The 25,974-nt window shown below is 36.9% G+C and carries 22 protein-coding genes and 1 tRNA gene; 13 read left to right on the forward strand and 10 right to left on the reverse strand.

The window, feature by feature from the left end; all coding sequences use genetic code 11:
• Window positions 1–228 precede the first annotated feature (228 nt).
• Window positions 229–2,157, reverse strand: a complete 1,929-nt coding sequence (locus DB42_RS06395; protein WP_044882232.1) for a hypothetical protein — start codon at window positions 2,155–2,157, stop codon at window positions 229–231.
• 916 nt (window positions 2,158–3,073) lie between these two features.
• Between DB42_RS06395 and DB42_RS06400 the strand changes: the two genes are divergently transcribed.
• Window positions 3,074–3,394: a hypothetical protein gene (locus DB42_RS06400; RefSeq protein WP_044882233.1), complete on the forward strand. Its 321-nt coding sequence runs from the start codon at window positions 3,074–3,076 to the stop codon at window positions 3,392–3,394.
• A 281-nt stretch (window positions 3,395–3,675) separates the two neighbouring features.
• Here the strand turns inward: DB42_RS06400 and queC are convergent, their stop codons facing one another.
• The 7 genes from queC to DB42_RS06435 all read right to left on the reverse strand — a co-directional run bounded on the left by queC (window position 3,676) and on the right by DB42_RS06435 (window position 12,072).
• Complete coding sequence (queC, locus tag DB42_RS06405; protein ID WP_044882234.1) at window positions 3,676–4,365, reverse strand: 7-cyano-7-deazaguanine synthase QueC; 690 nt, start codon at window positions 4,363–4,365, stop codon at window positions 3,676–3,678.
• Between the two features lie 7 nt (window positions 4,366–4,372).
• Window positions 4,373–6,292, reverse strand: a complete 1,920-nt coding sequence (locus tag DB42_RS06410) for an ABC transporter ATP-binding protein (RefSeq protein WP_044882235.1) — start codon at window positions 6,290–6,292, stop codon at window positions 4,373–4,375.
• A gap of 192 nt (window positions 6,293–6,484) precedes the next feature.
• The gene (locus tag DB42_RS06415; protein ID WP_044882236.1) at window positions 6,485–7,444 is read right to left on the reverse strand and encodes an acetyl-CoA carboxylase carboxyltransferase subunit alpha; all 960 of its coding nucleotides are present in this window, start codon (window positions 7,442–7,444) and stop codon (window positions 6,485–6,487) included.
• A 75-nt stretch (window positions 7,445–7,519) separates the two neighbouring features.
• Window positions 7,520–8,605 carry a L,D-transpeptidase gene (locus DB42_RS06420; RefSeq protein ID WP_044882237.1) on the reverse strand — a complete coding sequence of 362 codons (1,086 nt, stop codon included), beginning with the start codon at window positions 8,603–8,605 and terminating at the stop codon, window positions 7,520–7,522.
• 288 nt (window positions 8,606–8,893) lie between these two features.
• A complete protein-coding gene (locus DB42_RS06425) occupies window positions 8,894–9,211 on the reverse strand; it encodes an HU family DNA-binding protein (protein WP_197725083.1) in 318 nt (105 codons plus the stop codon).
• 232 nt (window positions 9,212–9,443) lie between these two features.
• Window positions 9,444–10,718 (reverse strand): tyrosine--tRNA ligase, encoded by a 1,275-nt coding sequence (tyrS, locus tag DB42_RS06430; RefSeq protein ID WP_044882238.1) that lies wholly within the window; start codon window positions 10,716–10,718, stop codon window positions 9,444–9,446.
• Between the two features lie 598 nt (window positions 10,719–11,316).
• The gene (locus tag DB42_RS06435) at window positions 11,317–12,072 is read right to left on the reverse strand and encodes a Nif3-like dinuclear metal center hexameric protein (RefSeq protein ID WP_052436031.1); all 756 of its coding nucleotides are present in this window, start codon (window positions 12,070–12,072) and stop codon (window positions 11,317–11,319) included.
• Between the two features lie 41 nt (window positions 12,073–12,113).
• On the opposite strand from DB42_RS06435, the gene rpiA reads away from it, so the two are divergent.
• Both rpiA and DB42_RS06445 read left to right on the forward strand, forming a co-directional pair.
• Window positions 12,114–12,821: a ribose 5-phosphate isomerase A gene (rpiA, locus tag DB42_RS06440; RefSeq protein ID WP_044882239.1), complete on the forward strand. Its 708-nt coding sequence runs from the start codon at window positions 12,114–12,116 to the stop codon at window positions 12,819–12,821.
• Between the two features lie 227 nt (window positions 12,822–13,048).
• Window positions 13,049–13,465 (forward strand): bifunctional nuclease family protein, encoded by a 417-nt coding sequence (locus DB42_RS06445; protein WP_042240881.1) that lies wholly within the window; start codon window positions 13,049–13,051, stop codon window positions 13,463–13,465.
• Between the two features lie 12 nt (window positions 13,466–13,477).
• Here the strand turns inward: DB42_RS06445 and DB42_RS06450 are convergent, their stop codons facing one another.
• Window positions 13,478–13,771, reverse strand: a complete 294-nt coding sequence (locus DB42_RS06450; RefSeq protein ID WP_044882240.1) for an HPr family phosphocarrier protein — start codon at window positions 13,769–13,771, stop codon at window positions 13,478–13,480.
• A gap of 410 nt (window positions 13,772–14,181) precedes the next feature.
• Here DB42_RS06450 and DB42_RS06455 point away from each other — a divergent pair, with 410 nt between their 5' ends.
• The 7 genes from DB42_RS06455 to DB42_RS06485 all read left to right on the forward strand — a co-directional run bounded on the left by DB42_RS06455 (window position 14,182) and on the right by DB42_RS06485 (window position 23,453).
• Window positions 14,182–14,424 (forward strand): hypothetical protein, encoded by a 243-nt coding sequence (locus DB42_RS06455; protein ID WP_044882241.1) that lies wholly within the window; start codon window positions 14,182–14,184, stop codon window positions 14,422–14,424.
• A 112-nt stretch (window positions 14,425–14,536) separates the two neighbouring features.
• Window positions 14,537–16,144, forward strand: coding sequence for a hypothetical protein (locus DB42_RS06460; RefSeq protein ID WP_044882242.1), 1,608 nt, complete (start codon window positions 14,537–14,539; stop codon window positions 16,142–16,144).
• Window positions 16,145–16,717: 573 nt separating this feature from the next.
• Entirely contained in the window at window positions 16,718–18,367 is a 1,650-nt protein-coding gene (locus DB42_RS06465; protein ID WP_044882243.1) for a hypothetical protein, read from the forward strand.
• Between the two features lie 991 nt (window positions 18,368–19,358).
• On the forward strand, window positions 19,359–21,203 hold the full coding sequence (pepF, locus tag DB42_RS06470; protein WP_044882244.1) for an oligoendopeptidase F: 1,845 nt from the start codon (window positions 19,359–19,361) through the stop codon (window positions 21,201–21,203).
• Between the two features lie 124 nt (window positions 21,204–21,327).
• Entirely contained in the window at window positions 21,328–21,654 is a 327-nt protein-coding gene (gene groES, locus DB42_RS06475; RefSeq protein WP_042240868.1) for a co-chaperone GroES, read from the forward strand.
• A 24-nt stretch (window positions 21,655–21,678) separates the two neighbouring features.
• Window positions 21,679–23,304 (forward strand): chaperonin GroEL, encoded by a 1,626-nt coding sequence (groL, locus tag DB42_RS06480; protein ID WP_044882245.1) that lies wholly within the window; start codon window positions 21,679–21,681, stop codon window positions 23,302–23,304.
• A gap of 77 nt (window positions 23,305–23,381) precedes the next feature.
• Window positions 23,382–23,453 (forward strand) — tRNA-Asn (locus DB42_RS06485).
• 417 nt (window positions 23,454–23,870) lie between these two features.
• On the opposite strand, the gene DB42_RS06490 is transcribed toward DB42_RS06485, so the two are convergent.
• Window positions 23,871–24,128 (reverse strand): zinc ribbon domain-containing protein, encoded by a 258-nt coding sequence (locus tag DB42_RS06490; protein WP_044882246.1) that lies wholly within the window; start codon window positions 24,126–24,128, stop codon window positions 23,871–23,873.
• 364 nt (window positions 24,129–24,492) lie between these two features.
• Between DB42_RS06490 and DB42_RS06495 the strand changes: the two genes are divergently transcribed.
• From DB42_RS06495 to DB42_RS11260, 3 genes are all read left to right on the forward strand, one after another.
• Window positions 24,493–24,870 (forward strand): hypothetical protein, encoded by a 378-nt coding sequence (locus DB42_RS06495; RefSeq protein WP_044882247.1) that lies wholly within the window; start codon window positions 24,493–24,495, stop codon window positions 24,868–24,870.
• Window positions 24,871–25,508: 638 nt separating this feature from the next.
• Window positions 25,509–25,709, forward strand: a complete 201-nt coding sequence (locus DB42_RS10480; RefSeq protein ID WP_052436032.1) for a hypothetical protein — start codon at window positions 25,509–25,511, stop codon at window positions 25,707–25,709.
• A gap of 3 nt (window positions 25,710–25,712) precedes the next feature.
• The gene (locus DB42_RS11260) at window positions 25,713–25,868 is read left to right on the forward strand and encodes a hypothetical protein (protein ID WP_155117452.1); all 156 of its coding nucleotides are present in this window, start codon (window positions 25,713–25,715) and stop codon (window positions 25,866–25,868) included.
• Window positions 25,869–25,974: the final 106 nt, after the last annotated feature.

A 25,974-nucleotide genomic window follows, 5' to 3' on the forward strand; every position in this document is an offset into this window, starting at 1 on the left:
TTAAGAATTATAGAAGACCTAGCAACGATTCTACTTAGCACTCCAATAGCCTTAAAAGCTTAGAGCAGCCACGGGGCAGTAAGTTTTTCTTAATAATTGCGGAGGCCACATCTATTTCTGAGGACATTCACTTGGCTATTTAAGCGATAAATGAACAGAGAGGAAAAAGAGCTAATCAAAAGTAACTAGGCGTTTTTAAAGCTGAAAATAAAATTATTAATAATACTATTAATCAATAATATCGGCGTCTACCATTTTTTGAATAAGTTCTTTAACTTCTTTTTCTGTATACGTACCATTCATACATTCTTGTCCTACTATTTTCATTTCTACTAATAAAGCTTGTTCGAAGTTGTGGACGTTGTAATAGCTGTTGAACTTATTATCTTTGAAAACCTTTTGATACTTAGGCCCCTCAGGCTCGTTCCAAGCTTTATTTATTATTATTCCGTGATCTTTAGCATATTGCCTTGCTTGCAAATCTTCAAAGATTTCAACAAGTTTTTCAATATTTTTTTCCTTAGTGATATGCGGGTCAATTTTCATTATTTCTGCTAGAGGTTCTTCCTCTAGGCAGGCGCTTTGAGATTCCGCGGCTACCCATTTATCGCACAGATATGTATAGCGAGCTTCTAAGCAATAATTATAGGATGAAAATGCTTGGTTGAAGAATTCCTTTAAACGAGCATTAGCCTTGGCTTTTTGATAAGTGTTAAAGAATAATTTAGCAGAAGTTTTAATTAAAAATTTTATTGTATCTTTAGCCTGTTCGGTATGTAGGTAGACGCCTGTTAGATCGTGTATATAGGTTGCAGAATCATAAGAGGAATGTTTAAGATAATAATCCCAAAGTTGAGAGCGATTGGAGTAAATCTTGAAGAAGCCATGAATGGTTTGTTTGATATGATGATAAGTTCTTAGGTTGCTAGCATAATGAAGGAGCTCGAGATCTTTCAGCATTTCTTGATAAACAGTATTTAGCTTATTTGTTTCTATGATCTTTTCCTGCAGAAGGGTAGTAGTTGCTGTAGTTTTATTATCAGCAAGTATAGGTATAAATTTAAGAGGTCTAACAATCGGATTGAAGAGGTTAAAACGATTAAAATTAGGCCTGTTTAGAAGAGGTTTAAGAGGAATATTAGGATTTACTTGCCCCTCCCAAATATTTAGTAGTCCGGCTAAATATTTTTCCAATTTTATCATTTTTTCCTGAGTCATTTTCTTTTTTATATTATTCTTGCTGTACTTTTTGCCTATAAACTGTTCTTCCCTTAAATAATCGTTAAATTTTGCTCGGGTAGCAAATTCAGCGTAAAAATTATTTTCTTTACGATTACTTTTGGTATGCCTTTCCACTTCTTTAATAAACTTTTCAAATGTTTTCCATATAAGTTCCTCTTTTCCCCTTAATTTTTTTTCTTTCTTCACTTTAAAAGCATGAAGGCGGTTTAATTTCGTTTGAAAATTTTTATCTTTTTTGTTGAATGCTTTTTTAAAAAAAAGATCAGTTATTCCCCTCTGATGAGCATAACAATATTTTTTATAAAGGATCTGGGGAGCCTTTGAGATAGCTTCCATTGTTTTTGCATGGAAAGGTTGCTTATTAAGCTTAAGGCCCGTCTTATCATAAATCAAACGGCGTAGTACTTGAGGGGATTCACCTTGCAAAAATGCCTTATTAATATGGGAAGAATAGGCAGATAGTAAGCAAAAAGATTCAATGCTTTTTAAAATTTTATGAGCTTGCAATTCATCTTCATTAGCATCTAATTCAGCTTTTATATGGATAAATTTTTCTAGCAAATGGGGTTCAATTTTCATATAGGTAGAGAAAGTATCTTCCAGTTTGTTTTCTAATCTACTAAGACTTATTCTAAGATGGCACAGATTAGCAATCTTTTTTAAAAAGATAAGAAACACCCTGCATAAGGGATGCATAGTATCACAAGGCTTAGTAGGAAGAGCATCTAAACGTTTTAGTAAATATTTAAGCTGATGGCTTTGTTGAAGGGTAAGTGTGCTTTTCGTAGGGTTTTGCAAGGTAGTACAACATATCCAAAGTAGCTTACGTTCCTGCTGGGTTAAGCTTTTTTTTTGGTTATGATCACAATAGTTTCTTGCTTTATAAACAGCTCTGTAGGCTTCATTAATTTTCATTGTTTACCCCCTTTTTAATAATAGTTATTATCCTAATTTAAATAAATATTAATAAATTGTTAAGAAAACATTTCTATAACCTTATGAATTGCAAAATCTTTACCCCCTTAACTCTTTGCTCCTATCTCTGCGCTAACCAGTTATTTCCAGTAAAAGCATTTATCACTTTAAGAAAATCTTTTTAAAGATTTATAGAATTTATCAAAAATTTAGGATTTTAAGGAGGTCAATCGATAAAAAGCCATACAGAAATGCAATAAAAAATAAAATAAGCTCGAAAAAGTCTGCGTACGAAAATTTTATCACAAAGCACCCTTTAGTTCATGCAAAATTAGGCTATCTAATAAGTTTAAATCTGCTCAAGTGAAGTTCCAAATTTTAAGAGCTTAATTAAAAATGTACCTTTTTGAACTTAGCTTAAGTCATTTAAAAGCAAGGTAAATAGGAGGGTTCGATAGATGGAGTAGAAGGGTGGTTAATCTAAAAAAAATCTCGAGTCTAACGAGGTTTATAAGGGTATTTGATGAACGAGGTAAAGAGAAATTCTATTATAAAAAATCCTTTTTTTAAATAGTGCAAATGGTGCCCTTTTTTGCTTTCCCTTATATTTGCTCAAGCTGTTTGCTGTCTCCATCAAAAAGTTATGCTACCGAACAAACGTCAAGATGGCCGTATTTAAATTAATACGGCCATCTTTCTTGAAAAATGGCCGTATTTGATGTAATATTCCTTTAAGTTAAGAACACAGGGCAAAGTTAAGTCTAATGAAAAACACTAAAGATAAAAAGCTGGCCGTATTCCAGCAGTTAAGCCAGGAGGTAGAGCCTATTAGCCTACCTATTTTGCTTGAGAAATTAGTGTAGAGCAAATTTTAGCTCGCTACTAGGATCTGGGGCACATAGAAGAAGCATTCCGAGTGGCTAAATCTACGCTTAAAACCCGCCCTATTTTTCATTGGACTCCTCTTCGAATAAAAGCCCATCTATTGTTATGTTTTATAAACTTATTTCTCGAAAGATTTTTAGAGTCATTGCTTCGCCAAAATAATGTCTATCTTACTCCCGATCGCATTAGGCATGCATTAGCGCAGGTGCACACAACCATTTTTGAGGATAGATCCACAAAAAGAGAAGGTGCCATGCAATCGCTTCTTTGCCAAGATGCTCAAGCAATTTTCAAAGTGCTGGGAATACCTACTCAAAGAAATACTACGTTTCAATCTCAATCTTGTGCCTGAATTTTTTAATATAAGCCTTTAATAATTATTTAGTTATAAAACAACTGTCAAAGTCGGGATTAAGTGCTAACCATGCTGATATATATAGTCTTTATAAGAAGAAGCCCCTTTCTTTTATAAAGATTATTCTCTTTAAAAAAAAAGTTCACTCTTTGGAGCAAGAAAGAATAAAGCGTTAGCTTAAAGGAGCCTACTAAGTGAAGCTGAGGTTATAAAACACAAGGTGCCTTATTTAGTTTAAAGCCCCATCTTCTCGTTAAAATTTTTTAATTTACTGCGCTTTAAGGCTCCACATTCAGTAAGACGCCTGGATTAGCCTCTTTAAACTCTTGCAGGCCTTTATTGCGGAGCCTACAAGCAGGGCATTGTTGGCAGCCTGCTTGGGAAATCCCTTCATAGCAGGTAATAGTTGTATTTAAGAGGTATTCAAGGATACCTAATCGATGAGCTATTTCCAACGTTTCCTTTTTAGTCAGAGAGACTAAAGGGGTTAAAATTTTAAAGTGTGGATTGGCTAAATCTATACGCAAAATTTTCTGCTTAAGGTCAAAATATTCTCGAGAACAATCTCGATATCCTGAATAGTTACCTTCCACGCCGATCACCCCTAAATAGATAAAGGAAGCTCCAAGATAATCCGCATAAATGGCTCCTAGGCGAGCCATTAATCCATTTCGGCCTACTACTAACGTATTGGGAGTAGTAGGTGGATCTTTCTCGATGGCTACCGCTGGGTTAATTAGTGCATTGGCGGTAACTTGACTTAAGCAGCTTAAGTTAAGCGTGGCATGCGCTATATTCCAATCTTTGCAAATTTTTTCTGCTTGTATAATTTCAGAAGCATGCCGCTGGCCATAGTAAAAAGATAGGCTAGTGACTGCATCTTTTCCAAGCTCTTGCATAGCAAGCGCTAAACAGATAGAAGAATCCATACCCCCTGAATGAATAACAACTGCTTTCTTTTTTCTCATTTCCTCCTTAGGATGTTTGGTTGGCATGATACATATGCTCCCACATTTTTTTAAAGCCTGGGCAATTTTGTAGCAATTCCTCTTTAGTACCTTCGGCTAGTTTTTCTCCTTTTTCTAGATAGATAATCTTATCAGCGTCTTCAATGGTAGAGAGGCGATGAGCAATAATGATCTGGGTGACTTGCCCTCGTAGTTGATGAATTGCATTTTTAATATGTATTTCACTGCTAGCATCTAAAGCGGAGGTGGCTTCGTCCATAATAAGGATAGGAGCATCTTTGGCTAAAGCCCGCGCTATAGCTAAGCGTTGTTGCTGGCCGCCTGATAAATTTTTTCCTGTTTCAGCTAATTCTGTGTCGTATCCTTTAGGTAATTGAAGTATAAATTCTTCAGCATAAGCTTTTCTAGCGGCATTTTCAATTTGCTGGATAGATAAATTTTTTCCATAAGAAATATTTTCAGCTACTGTATCGAGGAAAAGAAAGGGTTTTTGAGGAACAAAAGCAATCAGTTCTCTAAGTGATTTTTGAGTAAAAGTTGTGATTGATTTATTGTTAATACGTATCGTTCCTTGTTGAATGTTATATAAGCGAGGAAGAAGATGAACAATAGTAGATTTGCCTGCTCCGGTGGGCCCTACAATGGCTACCGTAGTACCTTTTTCTACTTTGAAACTCAATCCTTTTAAAACCCAATCCTGGTCGTAACGAAACCACACATTGTCAAATTCAATAGAATCTTCAAATGTAGCCATCGTTTCTGCCCCATCAACATCACGGATGCAGGGAACTAGATCCAACACTTCGCACATCCGTTCAGCAGCGGCGATTCCTCGTTGAATATGGCTATTTTCTTCAGCAAATTTTTTAATGGGCTCATAAAATATGTATAATAAGCCACAATAAAATAACACTTCAGGTATGCTCATGTGTAGCACATATAAACCATACATAAGAGCAGTGGCTAAGAAAAACATTCCGATGGTATGGATAATTGGGCGAGAAGCAAGATCATAACAAGCACTTTTTTTTTCAAGTGCAGCCATTTTCTGATTTTGATCTTTGTATTTTTTTAACGAAAACTCTTCCATCCCAAACAGCTTTACAGTTTGAATACCCGCTAGAAAATCAATTATAACGGAAGCAAAGCGTTCTTGATTTTGTTGGATTTGTCTTGAGATACGTTTAACACGTTTGGCTAGAAAAATAATAGGAAATACAATTAGAGGGAAGCCAATGAATATAATCAAAGATAGTTTCCATGAGGTGAGAAAGCACATCAAGAGGGTAGTTAATACAGTAAAAGGCGTTTGAAGGTAGTTAACGAGACAAGCATTGATAGCTTCAGCGATGGTTGAGGAATCACCCACTACACGTGCGGATAAGCTGCCAATATGATGATCGTGGTAAAATTTTAAAGGTAGAGTTTGAATATGTTCAAAATATTGCTGTCGTAATTTACTACTCACCCGAATAGCTAAGACTCGTGTCGAGAAGCGATGAGCAAACAGTGTAAGGGCTTTAAAAAAAGCAACAAATACTAAAAATAAAGCAAGACTGGATAGATTTTCTTTAATAGGCAATATATGATTGATACGGCGCGTAGCTTCTTCCAGAAGATTTTTATTTTTAAGCTTAGCCATAAAATGGTCGATTTCGGCAGATGTAATATAGCCTTTATGATTGCTATCTAGCTGCTCGAAGCGTTGATGCACCTCTGCTAAGCTTATTTTATCAACTTTTTGCAAAGAGCCCTCTTTTAAGGGGGCGAAAAGCTCAAATATGTCTGGCCCTTTCTTAGTAATTATTCCTAAGGCCAATATTTCTAACTGCGAGGCCACCGTGAGTAATAACATTGCTAATATAATAAACACGATGAGGGTAGTATGCACATGTTTATCAAAAGAAATTTTAAAAATTTTTATCATGTTAATATTAAACCTAAAATCCAAGATATTGTGTTAGGGCTACACGCGATATAAAAAAATGAAAACCAATGAGAGGTTAAAGGCTATAAATTAAGGAATATTTTCTTATTGTTAAGAAATGAGCCCCTAAAAACACTCCTCTTCCTTTCTTTTGCTTCTATCTTTTTATTAGGGGTGTAGGTTGAGGCTAGTCTATCTGTTAGCATGGCTAGTGAACTGGCCCATTTTACGAAATTTAAGATAACGTTGTTCAAGTAAAATGTCTTTGGGAATGTGGCGAAGTGTTTGCCATTGCTCTAAAATGAATTGCTGCATATGCATATAAGCTTTTTGCGGATCGTGATGCGCTCCTCCCAAGGGCTCATTAATGATGGCGTCGATAATATTTAAAGGCAGCATATCTTCAGCATTTAATTTAAGAATACTAGCAGCTTCCGTATTTTTCTTTGCATCTTTCCATAAAATGGAAGCACATGCTTCTGGAGAAATTACAGAATAATAAGCATGTTCCATCATGCCTACCACGTCGCCTACTCCCATGCCTAATGCGCCTCCTGAGCAACCTTCACCTATAATAGTAACAATAATGGGCGTATTTATACGTGCCATCGTGCGTATATTTAAAGCGATTGCCCATCCTTGTCCTCTTTCCTCAGCCTCTAAGCCAGCATAAGCGCCAGGTGTGTCTAAAAATGTTACGATAGGAAGGTTAAATTTTTCAGCTAGTTGCATAAGCCTTAAGGCTTTTCTAAAGCCCTCAGGGTTTAGCATCCCAAAGTTCCTATGGACTCTACTTTCCGTATCGCAGCCTTTTTCCTGGCCCATCACCATACATTTCATAGGGCCGATTTTAGCTAATCCCCCTATAATTGAAGGATCATCTCCATAGGTGCGGTCTCCACAAAGTTCATAAAAATTCTGACATATGTTTTTTATATAGTCGCTAGATTGAGGGCGGGAAGGGTGGCGGCAGATCTGAACGCGCTGCCAGGGAGTTAGCTCGGCATATATTTTCTCTTTAAGCTTTTCTAGTTTCTGCTCAAGTTTTTTAATTTCTGTGTTGAAAATCGGATTATCATTATTTTGCTTTTTAAGATGCTCTATAGTTTTAACATATTCTTGAATCTGTCTTTCGTGTGGTAAAATGTCCAAACAGTCGCTCCCTAGTTACAGGATTTTTTCAAATTTATTCGAACAAAGTATAGAAAAAAGGAACTTAATTTGACACTACTTGTTGGCAATCTCAATGATCGTTTGCATGTTATTTTCGGCCTTAAAAAAATCTTTTGTAAGTTCAATAGTGGCAGGACGAGAAATAATGATGGAATAAAGCTCTTCTATATCTTCAGCAGCCATACGGATACAGCCATCGCTTTCATATTTACCTAGACTATTGGTATCTTCAACTAATGTGCCATTTTTTATTAGCCACGGCATGCCATGGATACCCAAGCCCTTAGCTGGTGCCGTTGTTCCGTGAAGTTCTTTTTCAAAAGGAATCCAGCGTGTCCCAAATATGCGTATCATTTCTACTTTTGCGCCTTGATGGATCCCCATTATCTTAGGGGTATAGACGGCTACTCGCGGACCTAAAGAATATATTCCAATAGGAGTCAATAAGCCGGAGTTTGTGGAAGGATCCAAACGCCCTAATCCTACTCGATATGTTTTAACTAATACTTTTTCCTTAGCATTTATATCATAATAGTAGAACCACATCTGGCAGCGCGATAAGTCAATCAAAAGATGAAAATGAATCATTTTATGAGGATGTAAAATATTGAAGCGTGCACCTTCGCTTATATCTTGTTTAAGATAATCAGGCTTTCCATTGAGACTGCGAGCGATAAAATGACGCGAAGTTTTATAGTAATTCGCATAATCCGATAGCCAGGCAGGCCTGCCTTTTTGCCAATTGACGCGGCTTTTATAAGTGATGGTCTCTACAATAGGAAATTTAGGACTGGTGGTATTAAAAAATTCCAGCACTCTGTTTTCTTCAGGGAGCTGTGCTTTTAATTCTAATACCTTCTCAGAAGAGTTAAGCTGGTCATCAGAATCTTTACCGGATAATTCTTTATCCTTAGCTTTTAGGGAGGGTGTAGGAAGAGGAGAAGATGGTGTTTGAGAAAGAGAGGGAAGAGCAGAGTTGGAAAAAGAATTGCTTTTTATCTCAATTTCAATGGGAGGATGAGAGGTAGCGGGCTCAATAATAAAATTTGCGTGAGGAGACTTATTTTTGAATAAAGCTGCCACGCCAATGATGCTAAACAGAATAATGGCCGAAATGATTAATAATCTGGGTAAGGTCATGATAATGACTGCCTTTGCTTAATTATGGGTAAAGTATAATACAACAAAGCGCAATTTGGCCACTAAAACTTCTTAGGCAGCTGAAAAGTTAAACCCTATTTCCAAAAGATTATACCCTCTACTCAATAAAGAAATAAAAATCTTATGAATTTTTATCCCCTGTTAAAGGGACTGGAAAACAGATGCTTAGCTATCTATATTTTAAAGACTCACCATAAGGGGATAAGGATGGAATTAAGGATGTACAATCCTCTATTCCTTATCCTATATCCTTAAACGATTGGATGATTAGATAGAACGAGGCCGTTCAATGAGTTTACGCATTTTCTTACCAGGAGTAAACTTAACAGCATTGCGTGCAGGAATAACAATAGGTTCCTCGGCTTTTTTAGGATTACGACCGATTTTTTGCTTTCGTTCGACCACTTCAAAGACACCAAAATCACGAAATTCAAGGCGATCCCCATCTGAGAGGCATTCAGTCATTTTATCTAGAAAAGATTGTATGACATGGCGTACATCATTAGGATGTATCCCTTTATCTTGAGAAATCGAATTGATCAATTTCTTTTTTGTCATAGTACTTTTCTTGGTCATAGTTGTCATAATTTTAGAACTCCTTAATTGAATATGCGATGAGTTTATGGGCTATTTTTTGTATTTACTTTATTTACTAGCAAGCTTTTTTATTTTTCCTAACCTTGCTTTCTTGGAAAAACTGTAGAACGCAGCTAAAAATATTTAAACCTTATGATAATCAATCAACTTTTCGTTTCAAGAAGATTCTTTACTTTAGGCATTATATTTTTGAGGATAGAGCTGTTCGTCTAGGAAAATGTTAATTTTCAATACTTATTAATATCTTATTCTTTTTACCAACGGCTAACAACATCAGGTGATTTGCTATTAAGTCATCAGGTTGTATGATATAGTTCTCATCTTCAACTTTATTGTTATTTAAATATATTCCTCCATTTCGAGCCAAGCGCCTTGCTTCACTCTTACTAGGCAAAAGTCCTACTTGGCATATCAGTTCAAGCAATTTAGCATTGATTACCGTCTTGTTATTAAGGATACGAGAGGGCATATTCTGCGCCATTAATTCAAGTGTGGGAGCATCCAAATTAGCTTTTGCTCCTGGGGCTGCCGCTTCGGTAACTCCTAAAGCTATTTTAAGATTTTCTTCTCCATGAACGATACGCGTAACTTCCTTTGCTAAGCGTTTTTGAGCAGTATTGGGTACGTAATCGGGTTGCTGCATTTGCTCTTGATATTTTCTAATTTCCTCCATATCCATAAAGGTCAACATGCGCATCATTTTAATGACATCGACATCAGAAACACGTACTAAATATTGATAAAACTCATAAGGAGAAAGCTTATCTGCTGAAAGCCAGATGGCTCCTTTTTCAGATTTTCCAAATTTTTGTCCATCACTACGGGTTAATAGAGGAAAGGTTAAGCCATAAGAGGATTGACCAAGTGCTTTTCGAATGAGCTCTGTTCCTGCTGTAATATTGCCCCATTGGTCACTTCCACCTATTTGCACTTTTACCCCATAATTCTGAAATAAATGAAGAAAATCGTATCCTTGTAAGGCTTGATAGGCAAATTCTGTAAAGCTCATGCCTTCTTCCGAAGTCATACGTCCTTTAACAGAATCTTTAGAAAGCATGGGGCCCATTCTAAAATACTTACCTATCTGGCGCAAGAAACTTACAAACGAAAAATTTTTGAACCAATCATAATTGTTTAAAAAAACCGTTGCATTAGGACGACCATGAGTATCAAGGATTTTTTCAAAATTTTTACGAATACCTATAAGATTTTTTAGTAATGTCTCTTCATCTAAGATTTGTCGCTCAGAAATTTTACCTGAAGGATCGCCAATCATGCCTGTTGCTCCTCCTAATATAACGAAGGGAGTATGTCCAAAGCGTTGAAACCAGGCAAGCCCCATCATGCAGATCAAGTGGCCTAAATGTAAGCTATCGGCAGTAGGATCAAATCCGCAATAAACTTTTGTAGGCTGTGTTAATATATCTTTCAGCTCATCACTTGTGCAAGCTTCAATAAAGCCACGTTCAGCTAGAGTTTCTATTAAGCTGGGCATGTAAGTCCTTAAAAAGGGTGAGAATGGATGCTATTTTGAATTTTAAGTATTTTTCTGTCAATGAACTAGATGAGTGTATGAAAAAATTTATTCCTGCATAGCAAGATGTTTTATAATGAGGATAATTTTTCTTACTCTCCATTTCCCATTATGTAAAGCTAAATAAATCCTCCTCATAAATTATTTAGCTTAAAAAGAGAAAGGATAGCGAGCAAAGAGCTAGCCAGCTATTTGTAAAAGGGTAGAGGAGAGATATCGACAAAACAGATTAAGATAAAAAGAGATCGGGCCTAAAGGAGAAAGATAAAGATGAAAAGGTGTAAGATTTCCGACCCATCGCTTAAATAGCCGTAAAAGGAGATAAGTAGATAAGAGAAAATTGCTCTGTTAGCTAAAAGCAAATCCAGAATATCTTAATCCTCTCGTGCCGGTTGTGTGAGTTACCTTAAACTCATCAAGTGAGCTTACCCTTAAGAAGCGACTAAAAAATTAAAGCATACGGATGAAGAAAGATAGGACATTTGAAGCTGATAAAGGGCTCTTGTAAATCTCCCTTTAGACACAAATAAAATAGTTTTTTATATTAAGCTTGGTTCTCTTAAAAAGGATTATAGATGTCTATAAACCTGCATTCCATCTGAAACTTTTCGTGCAAATGAGCAGCTAAAGCTCTAGGCCCAATTCTTTCAGTAGCAGAATGTCCCATAGCAAAAAAATTAATCTTTTCCTCATAGGCTTGGCTCCAGGCTGGTTCATCAAAATTGCCTGAGACGAAGGCGTCTAATTTTTCATCCGCAGCGTAGGATAAGAATTTATAACCGCCTCCCGCTACTAGACCTACAGTTTCAATTTCTTCCTTCCCTCCAGGAGCTATATGAGCAACATGGGCATAATAATCTTCCAGCTTTTTTTGAAAATCTAGACGACTCATTTTTTTCAAACGGCCCTTAACTCCTAAATATAGACCGTTAGCTAGACCAAAGGGTTGAAGATTATCCCACCCCATTTCTAATGCAGCCCTCCAGTTGTTGCCCCATTCAGGATGAATGTCTAAGGGGAGGTGATAGGCGATTAGAGAAAGATTATGCTGGCAAAGCAAAGCTAGTTTAGCTTTTTTTATTCCTTGAATTTGATAGCTATCCTGATTCCAAAATAGGCCATGGTGTACAAGTAAAGCATCTGCTTTCCAGTGAACCGCCGCTTGAAGAGTTTCCAAATTTGCCGATACGGCTGTAGCTAATTTTAAAATTTCTTTTTTTCCTTCGACTTGTAAGCCATTCAAGCCATAATCCTTGATGGAGCTGGGCTCTAAAAGTTTATCTAAGTAAACACAAAGTTCTTGTAATGTAATCATAGGCCTACTAATAATGCGAATAAACTTTAAAAGAGATTATAATGTCAGATAATAGTTTTATCGGCCAGCAAATTGCTAAAAAATCGGCCGGCTATGCGGCGGCAAATTTGGTTGAAAACGGAATGACAGTAGGATTAGGTACTGGTTCCACTACAAGTTTTTTTATTGAAAAGCTTGCTCAACGATATAAGGAGGGCCTTAAAATTCAAGCCGTGGCTACTTCCTCTCAATCTCAAAAGTTAGCATTAGAAAAAGGCATTCCTTTAATTGATATCAATACTCTTTTTTCTATTGATCTAACGGTGGATGGAGCTGATGAAATTGATCCTGACAAAACAATGATTAAAGGTGGTGGCGGAGCGCTACTAAGAGAAAAAATTGTAGCTAGCATGAGTAAGGAAGCGATCATTATTGTGGATCAAGCTAAACTTGTTAAAAAGCTCGGGCAAGTTCCTTTACCCGTTGAAATTGTTCCCTTCGCTTATCCTGCAACTATTTATCGTATTGAACAGCTAGGTTATCAAGGTAAACTAAGGACCCATGATGAAAAAAAGTTGTATTGCACGGATAATGGAAATTATATTTACGATATTTATTTCAAAGAAAAGTTAGAAAAAGCTGAGCAATTGCATCAGCGACTGAGCGAAATTGTAGGTGTGGTAGAATCTGGCCTTTTTATTCGCCTAGCGGGAAGGATTATTGTTGGCTATAATGATGGGGAAGTGAAAATTTTTACAGAATTAAAATAGTCGAAATTTTAGGATTTTAAATCCTTTTGTGGAATTTAAATTTTTTTTCCTTGCACCGGTAAATCATTGGAGGAAAGGATAGTAAGCCTTTTTCCAGAAGAAAGGAAAGACAGATAAAAGAGAAAATCTTTAGAATATCAACTAAATAGATTTACAGCTTAAGGTTAATAACGGTTAATTTTTAGATCAACGAGGAGATCTCCTCTTTTACTCAGGATTTATTATTTATGCTTTCCGAACTTATTCAGCTTTCCTTTGATAAAATCATGCAAACTCGCTCTTATACGGTAGTAGTCTTGAAAGGGCAGGGAAAAAAATTTGCTATCTATACTGATCCTGCTATTGGCCGTAATCTCCAAATTTTTTTGACAGGTGCAGAGAAAGCTAGGCCTCTTACTCATGATCTTATTAGTTATATTTTCCGCGGGTATGAAATTAGAATTAAACAAGTTGTTATCAATGACATCCAGGATACCACATATTTTGCACGCCTATTTTTAGAACAAGATGCAGGGGGACGACGTCACATTGTAGAGATTGATGCTAGGCCCAGCGATTGTATAACTCTTGCATTAATGAATAATGCTCCTGTCTTTTGTACGCGCGAAGTCTTGGAAAAGACTTTGGCGATCGAGGAAGAATGAACGTTGGTTCAATCAATATTTAATATTGAAATTGTTTTTAGCTAAGGCAATTAGGCTAGCAACAGCCTCTTCGGCATCTTCGCCTTCGGCTTCTATTTGAATTTTAGAGCCTTTAGTAGCGGCCAACATAAGAATACCTAGTAAAGACTTAGCATTCACATAACTTTTTTGGTAAATGAGATGGACTTCTGATCTAAAGCTTGTAGCGCATTTGACAATTTCCGTTGAAGGTCTCGTATGTAAACCTCGATCGTTTTGTACGACAAAAATTCCTGTATATCTCTTATTATTCGTAAGTTTGGCCATGTCCTTTAACCTTGTTTTACAATTAGCTTGATTGTCATGCCATCACTTTAAGCTTTTCAAGCTACCCTTAATTTAATTAAAAATATTCCCTGCCTCCCAAAAAGGGATACGCCCTAATTTAATATTCTGCAATAAAATTTTTTTCTTAAGGGACTGCTTTATTATAATGCTTTCCTAATTAAGCACTTGAATCAAAAAATTATCGTTTCTTTTTTTGTCTTCATATTCTACGAGAAAGGCAATTAAAAGTTTTAAGAACCTTCATAAAAAAAATTAAAAATTATTTTAGCATATTCGTTTAGCCATGAATATTTTATGTTTAAAAAGAATTTTTAAATAAATTTTTAATAGTATTTTTAGTTGTTAGCCATTAAAAAAGAGATTAAGAACAAGTTTAAAGGAGTAAGGTGATGTTAAAGTCTATATGTTTTTTTCTCGGGATAGCTGGCTTAAGTCTAGCGCCAATGTTAGGTGTAGGATTAAAGATTAGCAATCGCTTACATGCCATCCATTTTGGCCCTGGACCTACAGGCGATCAGGGGCAAGAGGTAGAGGAGGAGAAGCGGCAAAATCTTTATGCCATTAATTTTGGCCCTGGGCCTGATGGAGACCAAGAGGTAGAGGAGGATAAAAATGCGGATGAGACTGTTTAACGAATAGCTTTATTATTTTTCTAAAGATCAATACTAGAATTGAGAAGATAAGAACTTTACTTTGCATCCATTAAAAATAGTTACAACAAATAAAAATTAGGCTGCTAGATTGATGGGCATTATTTCACGGATTGGCAATTATTGTAGTGAGCGATCTTTCGCACGTATAAATGATGATCTTTTATTCGAAGAGGGTAGCGATGAGGATAGTGTCCAACCCTACAGAAGGCTGGAGGCTGGAAGCTTAAATCAGGTTCTTGGCAATCCCTCCCATCAAATTTCTAATGAAGAAAATGAGAGTGAATCTGAAAGGGCAAATGAGGGCATTGCTCCTTTAAGAGAGAATGATTTTGCAAACAGCTGCAAATCGACCTGGACAACAGCCTTACCTTTACTGTATGGATTGTCTGCCGGCATTATAGGTGCAAATGCAGCAAAATGGGATAATCGGCAAGTTGAGATGCTGAGTGCCGCCGGATTAGGAGCTACTTTACGTATCTATTCACACTATTGCTCTTCTGGAAAGATTGCGCAATGGGCCCCTCCTTTTTTCGCCAGTGTAGCGGCAGAAGGTTTATTTGCACTGACCAATTTCTACCTTAATTTGGATGATATGAGCCAAGAGGGAAGATTATTGCCCGGCTATTATGAAAATATCCTTAAAACTCTTGTTCGATCGATCACCTATGCTTCCACTGCTTTTTTTGTCACCCATAATATTTTAGCAAAACCTAAGGAATTACCTTCTCAGGATTCTGATCTACGTACTAGGCTTCTTATTTTAGGAGGATCAGCTAATAAAGTGGCTTTGGCTGTTCATTATTTAGCTTTGCTTTCCTTGGGAGCAACTCTCATCGTGACTAGCCAACAAATGCCTGAGAATTCTAGAAAAATTCTTCATTTAGATTTTGATGCAGGCATTTTAACTTTGAGTTATACGGCAGCCAATTTCATTTTTAGGTGTGGCTTAAAGGCTCATGATTGGTCGTTAGAAAATAATAGGTTCTACCGAGGATATTTTCAAGGTCTTGACAGAGAACCTACAGCACTTAAGAATAGAATTTTGATCCTTGCAAGAAGAACTCTTGAAACTTTTAGTGGAGTTTTGCCAGGATTTTTATTTCCCTTTAATGCCTCTCTTTCTTATGGTGCTCTTGGATGTCTAGGAGCCGCTACACGCGTTCTTCAAGAGAGAAGTTATGAAAGGTTGCATAGTTACACGAGAGTTACACGTTTAGAAATTACAGCTAGAAAGGCTGAATATGTTAAGACAGGCATTTTGTCTATCGCGCTTTTAGCTTTTACAATCGCATGCATGATGACCAATGATTGGCATACGGGTTCAGCAATGCTTACGCTTGGTTTAACTTCTGTGGGAGGATACTTATCAAGTAAGGCTGTTGAACTCTTAATTAGCCAGCGAAATTTGGACAATCGAGTGATCAATCAACTTGATTTTGAATTAAACGTCAATAGCTACGGGATCTTGTTCTTATATCTTTTTCTCCATACCAAGTTTATGCTTCTAAATTCTGATGTAGATGTATCGAGTGGTTTTAAATATGCGCTATTACTTTCTATGTATGGATTGCTAGGATTTAACTTAGGAAATAATCGTGCAAGATTTGGTAGTGTGCACAATTTAAATCCCGAAAATGCTTCAAGCTTTGCACTAGCGCAGGCCGCTAATAATTGCATGGAATATAGGAATTCTCATTGAGAAAATGTTTTTTCGCCAGGGCTTACAAAAATTTGCCACTCTTTTTCTTCGTTTAACCCTAAATAAAAAACAAAAACTCTGTTCTTATCTAATCAATAAATAAATGAGTTAAAGGTTCTTTTACATATTTGTTTAAATCTAAGCTTTTTATATTTAACTAGAGTGTTATGTAACTTTTTTTACTTGTAATTTTTATTTTAAAGCTTTAAGAATACCTGGAGGAATAAGCTTTAAAGCGAGATGGCCGGATGGTATTTTAAGTTTGTAAGTTTTTTTTGCCTGATCTATTTAAAGGTCTTAAGAAGTTTAAACATATATACATCGCTTCTGGCAAGGTGTTGTTTGTTTCTATGCTTTGCAAAGAGGGAAATAGGAATCTTAGCATGTAATAGAGCCAAATTTTTCTCTCTTTCCTGAAGTTCATAAAAAGGGGTGAGAGCAAAAAGCTAGATGTTTAAAAAAACTTGGCTAAAGGTTTTTTAAGGTTAAAAGATAAAGACATTCTGCTAATTATAATCTCTTCTGACAACATGGATAATTTCAATAATATTTAAAAATTAGGTTTATATATTTATGAGCATCAGTTCATTTATTAATCATTATAGGCATAGGTCCCTTGAAAATCATTTTGATTCTGACTTGGAGAGCAATGATGCCGAAAGAGCTACTTATCCTTATACTTCATTGGAAGGAGGGAGTGAGACAGAAGATTTTTTGTCTCCCAATCCTCCTGCTATCAATAGTGAGGTAGAACGTTTTTCTTCTTCGGATGAAGAAATTTCTGTAGGGCGTGCTTCTTCTCGTCCGATAAAGAAAAAAGCCATTAAGCGGCCTAAAGTGACTAAGCTGCCTAGCATGTGTAAATTAACATGGCAGACGACTCTCCCTTTTCTGCTTATCAGCTCCACCACATTGACTGCATTAAATGCTACAACCTGGGGCAACTCCCCTGTAGAAGTCTTAAGTGCTGCTGGATTGGGAGCTACCGTACGTCTTTATTCACATTACTGTACACCCAAGAAAGTCGCTCAATGGGTAAATCCTTTTTTTGCCAGTCTTGCAGCGGAAGGCTTATTTGCCTTTACCAATCTCTACCTTAATTTGGACGACATTTGTGAAGCTTTAGGTATTTCTTCCAATGATGCCTACCACATGAAAACGAGTATACGTGTGATCACCTACGCTTCCATGGCTTTCTTTGTAGCTCATAATATTTTAAACAAGCCCAGAAAGCTTCCTAAAAATGAATACCCTTGGGCAGTAGAAAATCGTAAAAGGCAGCTTATGTTGGGAGGAAAAGCCAATAAATGGGCTTTAACCGTCCACTATTTAGCTCTAGCTTCTTTTGGATCGGCACTTATCATTGCTAGTCAGCAAATGCCAGAAAATTCTAAAAAGATTCTTCACGTGGATTTTCATGCAGGAATTTTAACTTTAAGTTATACAGCAGCTAATTTCATCTGTAGATATGGCTTAAAGGCTCACGATTGGATGATAGAAAACCGCTATAAATATAAAGAGTATTTACGCGAAATTGAGGATCATCCCAAGACACTCAAAAATAGACTTCTGAGTATTGGAAGAAGGACGCTTGATACAGTAGGCAAAGTTTTACCAGGCATTCTATTTCCCTTTAACGCTACTCTTTCCTATAGTACTTTAGGTTGTTTAGGGGCAGTTACCCGCGTTTTGCAAGAAAGAGATTATGAAAGATTAGATAGCAAAACAGGCGCAAGTCGTTTAGAAATCACTGCTCGAAAAACAGAGTATGTTAAAACAGGTGTTCTATCGCTGGCACTTTTAGCTTTTACAATTGCTTGCATCATGACAAATGATTGGCATACAGGTTCAGCCATGCTTACACTTGGTTTAACTTCTGCAGGTGGATATGTAACAAGCAAAGCTGTCGAACTCTTAATTAGCCAGCTAAAGTGGGATAATCGACTCATCAATCAACTTGATTTTGAGTTAAACGTTAATAGTTATGGAATTTTATTCTTGTATCTCTTTCTTCATACAAAATTTATGCTTTTAAATTCTGATGTGGCTGTTTCAAGTGGTGTTGAATATATGCTATTGCTTTCTATGTATGGGCTACTAGGATTCAATCTAGGAAATAATCGTGCTAGATTCGACAGCATACGGAATCTTAATCCAGAAAATGCTTCACCTTTTGCTTTAACGCAGTTAGCTAACAATAGTATGGAATATGCTCTTAAATAAAGCATTTAACCTGGGAAGTGAAAGAGATGTTTTTTAAAGTCTTATTTTACCCCCTTTAAAAGAATAAGGGTTGATAAACACTTTGTCATTTAAATAAATATCTTTTTAAGTGACAAAGTGGCTGACAATTTTTTAAATAATCAGGATTCTTGCGTAGGTAGCAAATGGAATATTTCCTATTATTTTCAATCCTATGCACATGCAGCTTTCATATAAGTAGCTTTACATCCAATGGCTAGCCTTTCCAAATTAATTATTCTTGTCCGCGCATTCCCTTAATGCCGATAGCAAGCTATTTAAAGTTCCATCTTCTTGTCATTTACCTAGACACCGATGAGTAGCAGCTCTTGATCCCCAATTTGGTCCTTTAGGAAAATCACAACAACGTGACCCTTTAATCAAAATCCAAAATAAGCTGTTACAAATTTTTCTGCAGAGAGTATAAGGTTTTCTCTTTTAATTTTTTGGATGATTTTGCGGCAAAAGCAGTTGTAAGATTCTCCATTGGGTGTCTGTAAGTCCTTCAAATCTTCCTGGCATATGTCTTCTCTTTTTTAAAAAAAAGAAATGTATACATCACAAATTTAAAATCTTCAATATTAAAAGGATATGTTTATAGGGTTAATAATTATCTTCGCAAGGTTTAAATTGCTTATTCTCTTAGAGAATGCAAGAATTAGCGCCCTCTTGCCAAAATATGGAGAGGTTTTAATCAATTGATTTAGCTAATAAAGATGAGCGATGAATAGGATCAGCAAACCTTTTGAAAAAAAGCCACCAGGCTTTTTTCTAAGAAGATTGATTTAATTCCTAGAATTATCAATCAGTGATAAGGGTGGCTTTAAAATCCCATTAAGTTAGGTAACGCTGAAGCTTATTTCGTTACTTCTTCTTATATCTACTTTCCTCCTCCTTATGATTGCTTCCCGTCATGCTGTACATACAATTCGTGAATAGGTATATTCAAGCCTTTCATTACAAAAGGTACAATATGCTCAAAAAACGTTCACAAGTAGCTAAAAAGGACTGTTGGAATGTAGAATCTCTTTATCATTCTTTAGCCGATTGGCAAAAAGATTTCATCTCCGTAGCTGAAATGGATAAATCTCCTCATTGGCCTCAGCTAGCTCGCTTTAGAGGCAAGCTGGGAAAAGATGCTAAAACTCTTGAAAAAGCATTGGAAGTGCTCTTTGACATTTCTAGAAAGCTCTCTAAGCTATATACCTATGCCCACTTACGTCATGACGAAGATATTACTAATGATGAATATAAAGCAGCTTTGGCTAAAATTACTCATTTACATCATGCTTTTAACCAGGAAAGCGCCTGGTTTGAGCCTGAACTTCTTGCTTTACCGGGTGCAGAGTTAAAAAAGTTAAGAGCAGCTGAGATTTTAAAAAGCTATCGTTTTTACCTAGAAAAAATTGTTCGACTGAAAAAATATACTTTATCAGCAGAAAAGGAAGAGCTAGTAGCCTTGTCAGGGGAAGCACTGTCTACAGGAGTTAAAGCTTTTTCTGCTATCAATGATGCAGATTTTAAATTTGAAAAAGTGAGCGATAGCCAAGGAAAAAAGCATGAATTGACGCAATCTTCCTATGGAGTATTCATACGGGAGCAAGATCGCACTTTGCGGAAAAATGCTTTTGAGCAGATGCATAGCAAATATATGCAGCATGAGAATACTATGTGTGAATTATTAAATGGAAATGTGCAAGCTCATATTTTTAATGCTCGGGCCCACAATTTCCAATCATGTTTGGAGGCTTCACTTCTGCCGAAAAACATCGACGTAGAGGTTTATCATTCCTTGATCTCTGCCGTCAATGCAAATGTAGATGTTCTTCATCACTACATCCGCTTGCGGGAAGAATTTTTAAACATAGGCCCTCTTCATTTGTATGATATGTATGTTCCTTTAGCTAGCCACGTAGATATAAAGATGAGTTACGAAGAAGCAGAAGAGGCTGTAATAGAATCGGTTGCACCTTTAGGAACAGAATATCAAAATATTTTAAAAAGGGGGCTTATAGAGGAACGATGGGTAGATCGATATGAAAACATAAATAAGCGCTCTGGAGCCTACTCAAGTGGTTGCTACGATAGTATGCCTTATATTTTGATGAATTATAAGGGGCTTGTAAGAGATGTTTTCACGCTTGCGCATGAAGCAGGCCATAGCATGCATAGCTACCTAAGTCGTAAAAATCAGCCTTATCAATATGCCGATTATCCCATTTTCTTAGCAGAGGTAGCTTCTACATTTAATGAAGACTTATTAATGCGTTATCTGCTTAAAAAAGCTCAATCTAAAGAAGAGAAAATATTTTTGCTTAATCAGCAGATTGAAGATATTCGTGCTACATTATTCCGTCAAACCATGTTCGCTGAATTTGAACTTTTTATTCATGAAAGAGCCGAAAAGAATATACCTCTTACCCCAAAAATGCTTAAAGAGCAATTCTTCAAGCTTAATGTGAATTATTTTGGTCCTGCCACAATCGATCGCTTAATAGAGTACGAATGGGCAAGGATTCCTCATTTTTACTATAATTTTTATGTTTATCAATATGCTACAGGCATTAGTGCCGCTTTAGCCCTCTCAGAAAAAGTTTCACAGGGAGGTAAAAAAGAACGTGATGCTTATCTATCTTTTTTAAAGAGCGGCTCTAGTCAGTATCCGATCGAGTTATTAAAAAAAGCTGGAGTAGATATGCGCTCGGCTGCACCTGTTGAATCAGCCATTCATAAATTTCAAGAGCTGGTAAAAGAATTAGCTTCTTTGCTAGGCAAAAAAAAGAGCGTAGCTAAAAAAACTACCAAAAACAAAAGTTAGAGGTTTTTAGCACTTTCTGTTGTTGATTGCTAAATTTAGCTTGCGAAAATTTAATCTCTTAAAATATAGTGAGGCTTCTATCCTCTGGAACATGTATTTAAATCTTGCAAAGTAGGGAGTTTTTATGGAACAGACACAAACAAAAGAAAAACAAAACTTGAACATCAAATTTAAGCCTCTAGGTAACAGAGTGCTTGTTCGTCGTCTTGAGCAGGAAGAAAAGTTGAAAGGTGGCATCATTTTGCCGGACAGCGCAAAGAAAAAGCAAGAGCAAGCCAAGGTTGTAGCCATTGGTACTGGTAAAAAAGATAAAAAGGGGCAGTTGATCCCTATCCCTGTAAATATAGGCGATATCATTATTATGGAGAAATATTCAGGCCAAGATATCAAACTAGAAGATGAAGAGTATGTCATCTTAAAGGCAGATGATATTATTGGTATTGTAGAATAACATAGGTTCAAGGAGAAACAGATTATGACCGCGAAAGATATTAAATTTAAAGAAGATGCTCGTCAAAAGATTCTTAAAGGTGTGCGCATTCTTGCTGATGCCGTAAAAGTTACACTAGGTCCCAAAGGACGCAATGTGATTATTGATAAAGCATATGGAACACCTCACATTACAAAAGATGGTGTAACCGTAGCTAAAGAAATTGAGTTGGAAGACAAGCATGAGAATATGGGCGCCCAAATGGTGAAAGAAGTAGCTAGTAAGACAGCTGATAAAGCTGGAGACGGTACAACTACCGCTACAGTGCTTGCTGAATTTATTTATGCTGAAGGTCTTCGTAATGTGGCTGCAGGAGCAAATCCGCTCAGTTTACGCCGTGGTATTGAAAAAGCTGTCAAAGCAGTTGTTAAAGAATTACAATCCCGCAGTAAAAAAGTTCAAGACTCTAAAGAGATTGTTCAGATAGCCACTATCTCTGCCAATAATGATCAGCAGATTGGAGAAATCATAGCTAAAGCCATGGAAAGGGTGGGGAAAGACGGAACCATCACGGTCGAAGAAGCTAAAGGCTTTGAGATGACTCTTGATGTAGTCGAAGGAATGAATTTTGATCGAGGCTATCTTTCTGCTTATTTTATGACCAATCCAGAAACCCAAGAGTGTGTATTAGAAGATGCTTTTGTGTTAGTCTATGAAAAGAAGATCTCAGTTTTAAAAGAATTTATTCCTATCTTGCAAGCTTGTGCTGAAAGCGGAAGGCCTCTGCTTGTTATTGCTGAAGATGTAGAAGGGGAAGCATTGGCTACCTTAGTAGTAAATCGTCTGCGCACGGGGCTAAAGTTTTGTGCAGTAAAAGCTCCAGGATTTGGCGATCGTCGTAAAGCCATGTTAGAAGATATTGCTATTTTAACCGGTGCTCAAGTGATCAGCGAAGAACTTGGCATGAAGCTCGAAAGTACAACATTAGAGATGCTAGGCCGCGCTAAGAAAATTATCGTTAATAAAGACGAAACAACGGTTGTTGAAGGCATGGGCGATAAGAAAAAGATAGAGGAGCGTGCATCCCTTATCAAACGTCAAATTGAAGAAACGGATTCTGATTATGATCGTGAAAAGCTACAAGAACGATTGGCTAAGATAGCCGGTGGTGTTGCTGTAATCCGTGTGGGTGCAGCTACCGAAGTGGAAATGAAAGAAATGAAAGATCGTGTCGATGATGCGCATCATGCCACTGCCGCTGCAGTAGCGGAAGGGTACTTACCTGGTGGGGGTGTAGCTTATATACGTTGTGTACCTTCCGTTCTAAGCTTAGCAGAAAGCTTAGAGGGTGACGAAAAAACGGGCGCAAAAATTATTGCTAAAGCACTTAGCGCTCCACTTCGTCAGCTAGCAGAGAATGCAGGTCAAGAAGGTTCAATTATTCTTCAGCAAGTAGAAAAATTATCAGATGCTCAAGGATACAACGCTTTAACAGGTGAATTTACCGATATGATCAAAGCGGGAATTTTAGATCCTACAAAAGTTGCTCGATGTGCATTAGAGAATGCAGCCTCAGTAGCTGGTTTGTTAATTACTACAGAAGCACTCATTGCTGATGTTGTAGATGAAAAAGCTGCCCCTGCCATGCCTCCTGGAGGGATGGACTACTAAAATATAAAAGCGGCAATTTATTTTGCCGCTTTTTCTTGCCAAATATTAAGCTTATTATGTAATATACCGCTTTCTGATCCGGAATAGCTCAGCGGTAGAGCAGTGGACTGTTAATCCATTGGTCGTAGGTTCGAATCCTACTTCCGGAGATTTCTTAATAAATGTAACACTGCAAGTGACGCAAAAAAACGGCTCAAGCAGTATTACAGACATCTTTTTACCATCCAATTTCAAGTTCGAAAAGACGAAATTCAACAATTGTTGTTTTTCGCTCATCTTCGAGCTCATGAAAAGTTCCTTTGCTCGTTTTGCCACATCCAATGCTATTTTTGCCTTGATTAAACAGGTTTTACTGGCGTTGGCATGTGCTTCATCCTTGAGGTTATCTCTCCATGTCCCTTCTTATATTTTTCGAGCTTGTAATGATACGTGTCAGAATCAAGCGCTCCATCCAGATGCATATCAATGAGCTTGAATAGAGAGTTTTGAATATGAGGTAGCTCTTTACAAAGTGCGTCTTGGGAATGTTTAAAAAATTTTTGTTCATGTGTATAAGATTTTTTAAGCTAGGTCACAATCTCTTCAATTGCTGCATCGGGTAGCTGAATCTGATCAAGATATCCGCTTAGAGGAGTTAAAAGCTGCTCCTCTCTAACCCAAATCTTTTGGCATGTTCGCTTGGAGTTATTGCAGCTGTAGTAAATATATTTTTGCTTTTTAATATCTCCAGTGACAGTGCAGCCACAGTGTTCGCACATAATCAACCCCCTAAAAAGAATGGGATGACGCGCATAGCGACCAGAAGCTTTATTGTGGCCTGCCATAATATCCTATACTTGGCCAAATAGGCCTTCAGATCGGATATCGATGGCAGATATAGCTCTCCTTTTACGCACATAACGTTGAAGTAAAAAGGATTCTTAAGGGTAATTCCAATTCGACTAGCTCCTAATGGATTTCCTTGAGCGTTTCGCAATCCTAGCTATTCATTTCATCAGCAATTGTTTGAAATAAGTGAATGCCAATGGCATAAAGTTCAAACATTTTAATAACAAAAGTGGCATTCTGAGGATCAACCTCGATCGCCTTCTTGCCGGTAGGCAGGGTAACGTTCTTGTACTCAAAAGTTGCCTTTGCGATCCATTCACCATTTCGTACGCTTTGAACCTCTATATCTAGAATGGATAAGTGAAAAAAGAATATGAAGCTACCGAGAAAAAGACGATTAAAGAAATATTGGATGCTTACTCAAAATTGCATACTCTGCTTGATGAGCAAAATCTAACAGAAGTTCAAGCCATCCAAGAAAGGATCTCATCTATTGGAAGCGTACTCGAATTTCAAGATAGCCATATATTCGCCATGCCGCCTTACTATGAAATAGCCTATGATAGGTTAAAGAATCTTTGCTATCGGCTCCTTGAACGAGGACATAGCAATACCGTAAAGCAATTTGGCGAGCTGATAGTGATCAATAAATTCCTTGTTGATCCTAAACCTCATGAAGTCTTAAGGGTTGCTGAAATCTCATGTACACTATTTCCCTTTCACTCCTTTAAGAAGTAAGCTGTTTGATCTAGGTAAAGCGTTCTCTTGAGACGAAGTCGCTTTTTCATGCGCAATCTGGGAATATTTAGTTCTAGCAGAGTGGTGTTGGGACATGCCATTCATTTTTTAGAGGAAAGAGAGCTTGAATATGTAAATGCTGAAATTTGTGCATAAAGTAGGTTTTTGCTAAATCTTCGCCAGAAACCCTTCTATGTATTGAAGATTTTGCAACAGGTGCAACGATCCCTATATTTTTAGAGAGAACAAAACTTAAAGATATTTTCTTCGATATTTTCTTTAGCCAAAAAAGCACTCATAAACTAGCTAAGCGGTCAAATCGAATCATCTTAGCTGACCAATCAATTGGCACCGTCTTAGAGAAAATATAAATGTTTACCCAAAATTCGGGGCTACCCGTTCCATGTATGAGAAAAAGGAGAACCATTTGAAAAAAGAGATTATTAGCAAATTAAGCAAAAGCTTTGAGGAAAGCAGTCCATATTGAACAAGGCTTTGAATATTGGATGGCTAGGGACATACAGGAGCTTCTAAAATACAATGATTAGATAAAGTTTCTTAAAGTTATCGAGAAAGCAAAAACTGCCTGCCAAAACTCTGGCTAGCCTGCAATCAACCATTTCGGTGACATCACCAAAATGGTCAAGTTAGGAGCAGGAAGCGAAAGAGAAATCCTTGATATTATGTTGTCCCGCTATGCATGTTATTTGGCGGCACAAAACGGCGATCTACGCAAAGACCCTATTGCTTTTGCTCAGAGCTACTTTGCCTTGCAGACAAGAAGACAAGAACTTTTAGAAAAACATATTCAAATGTTAGAGCGGTTAGAAGCAAGATAAAAATTGACTCAAATCGAGAAAGAACTCTCTTTGAGTCTTTATAAGCATGTATTTGATGATCAAGGATTTGCACGCATATCTGGTAAAGGCGATCAAGCACTTTTTGGTGGTAATACAACTATCCAGATGAAACGCAAATTAGAAGTACCAAAATCTTGACCTTTAGCGGATTTCTCGCCGCCGATTACTATTAAAGCAAAGGATTTTGAAATCTTCTTCTCTTAATCTGGTTTTTGTTGTTGTTTTGCCCTTCATGCTTACTCGC

Origin of the sequence: Neochlamydia sp. EPS4 (genome assembly GCF_000813665.1) — a bacterium.
Lineage (GTDB): Bacteria > Chlamydiota > Chlamydiia > Chlamydiales > Parachlamydiaceae > Neochlamydia.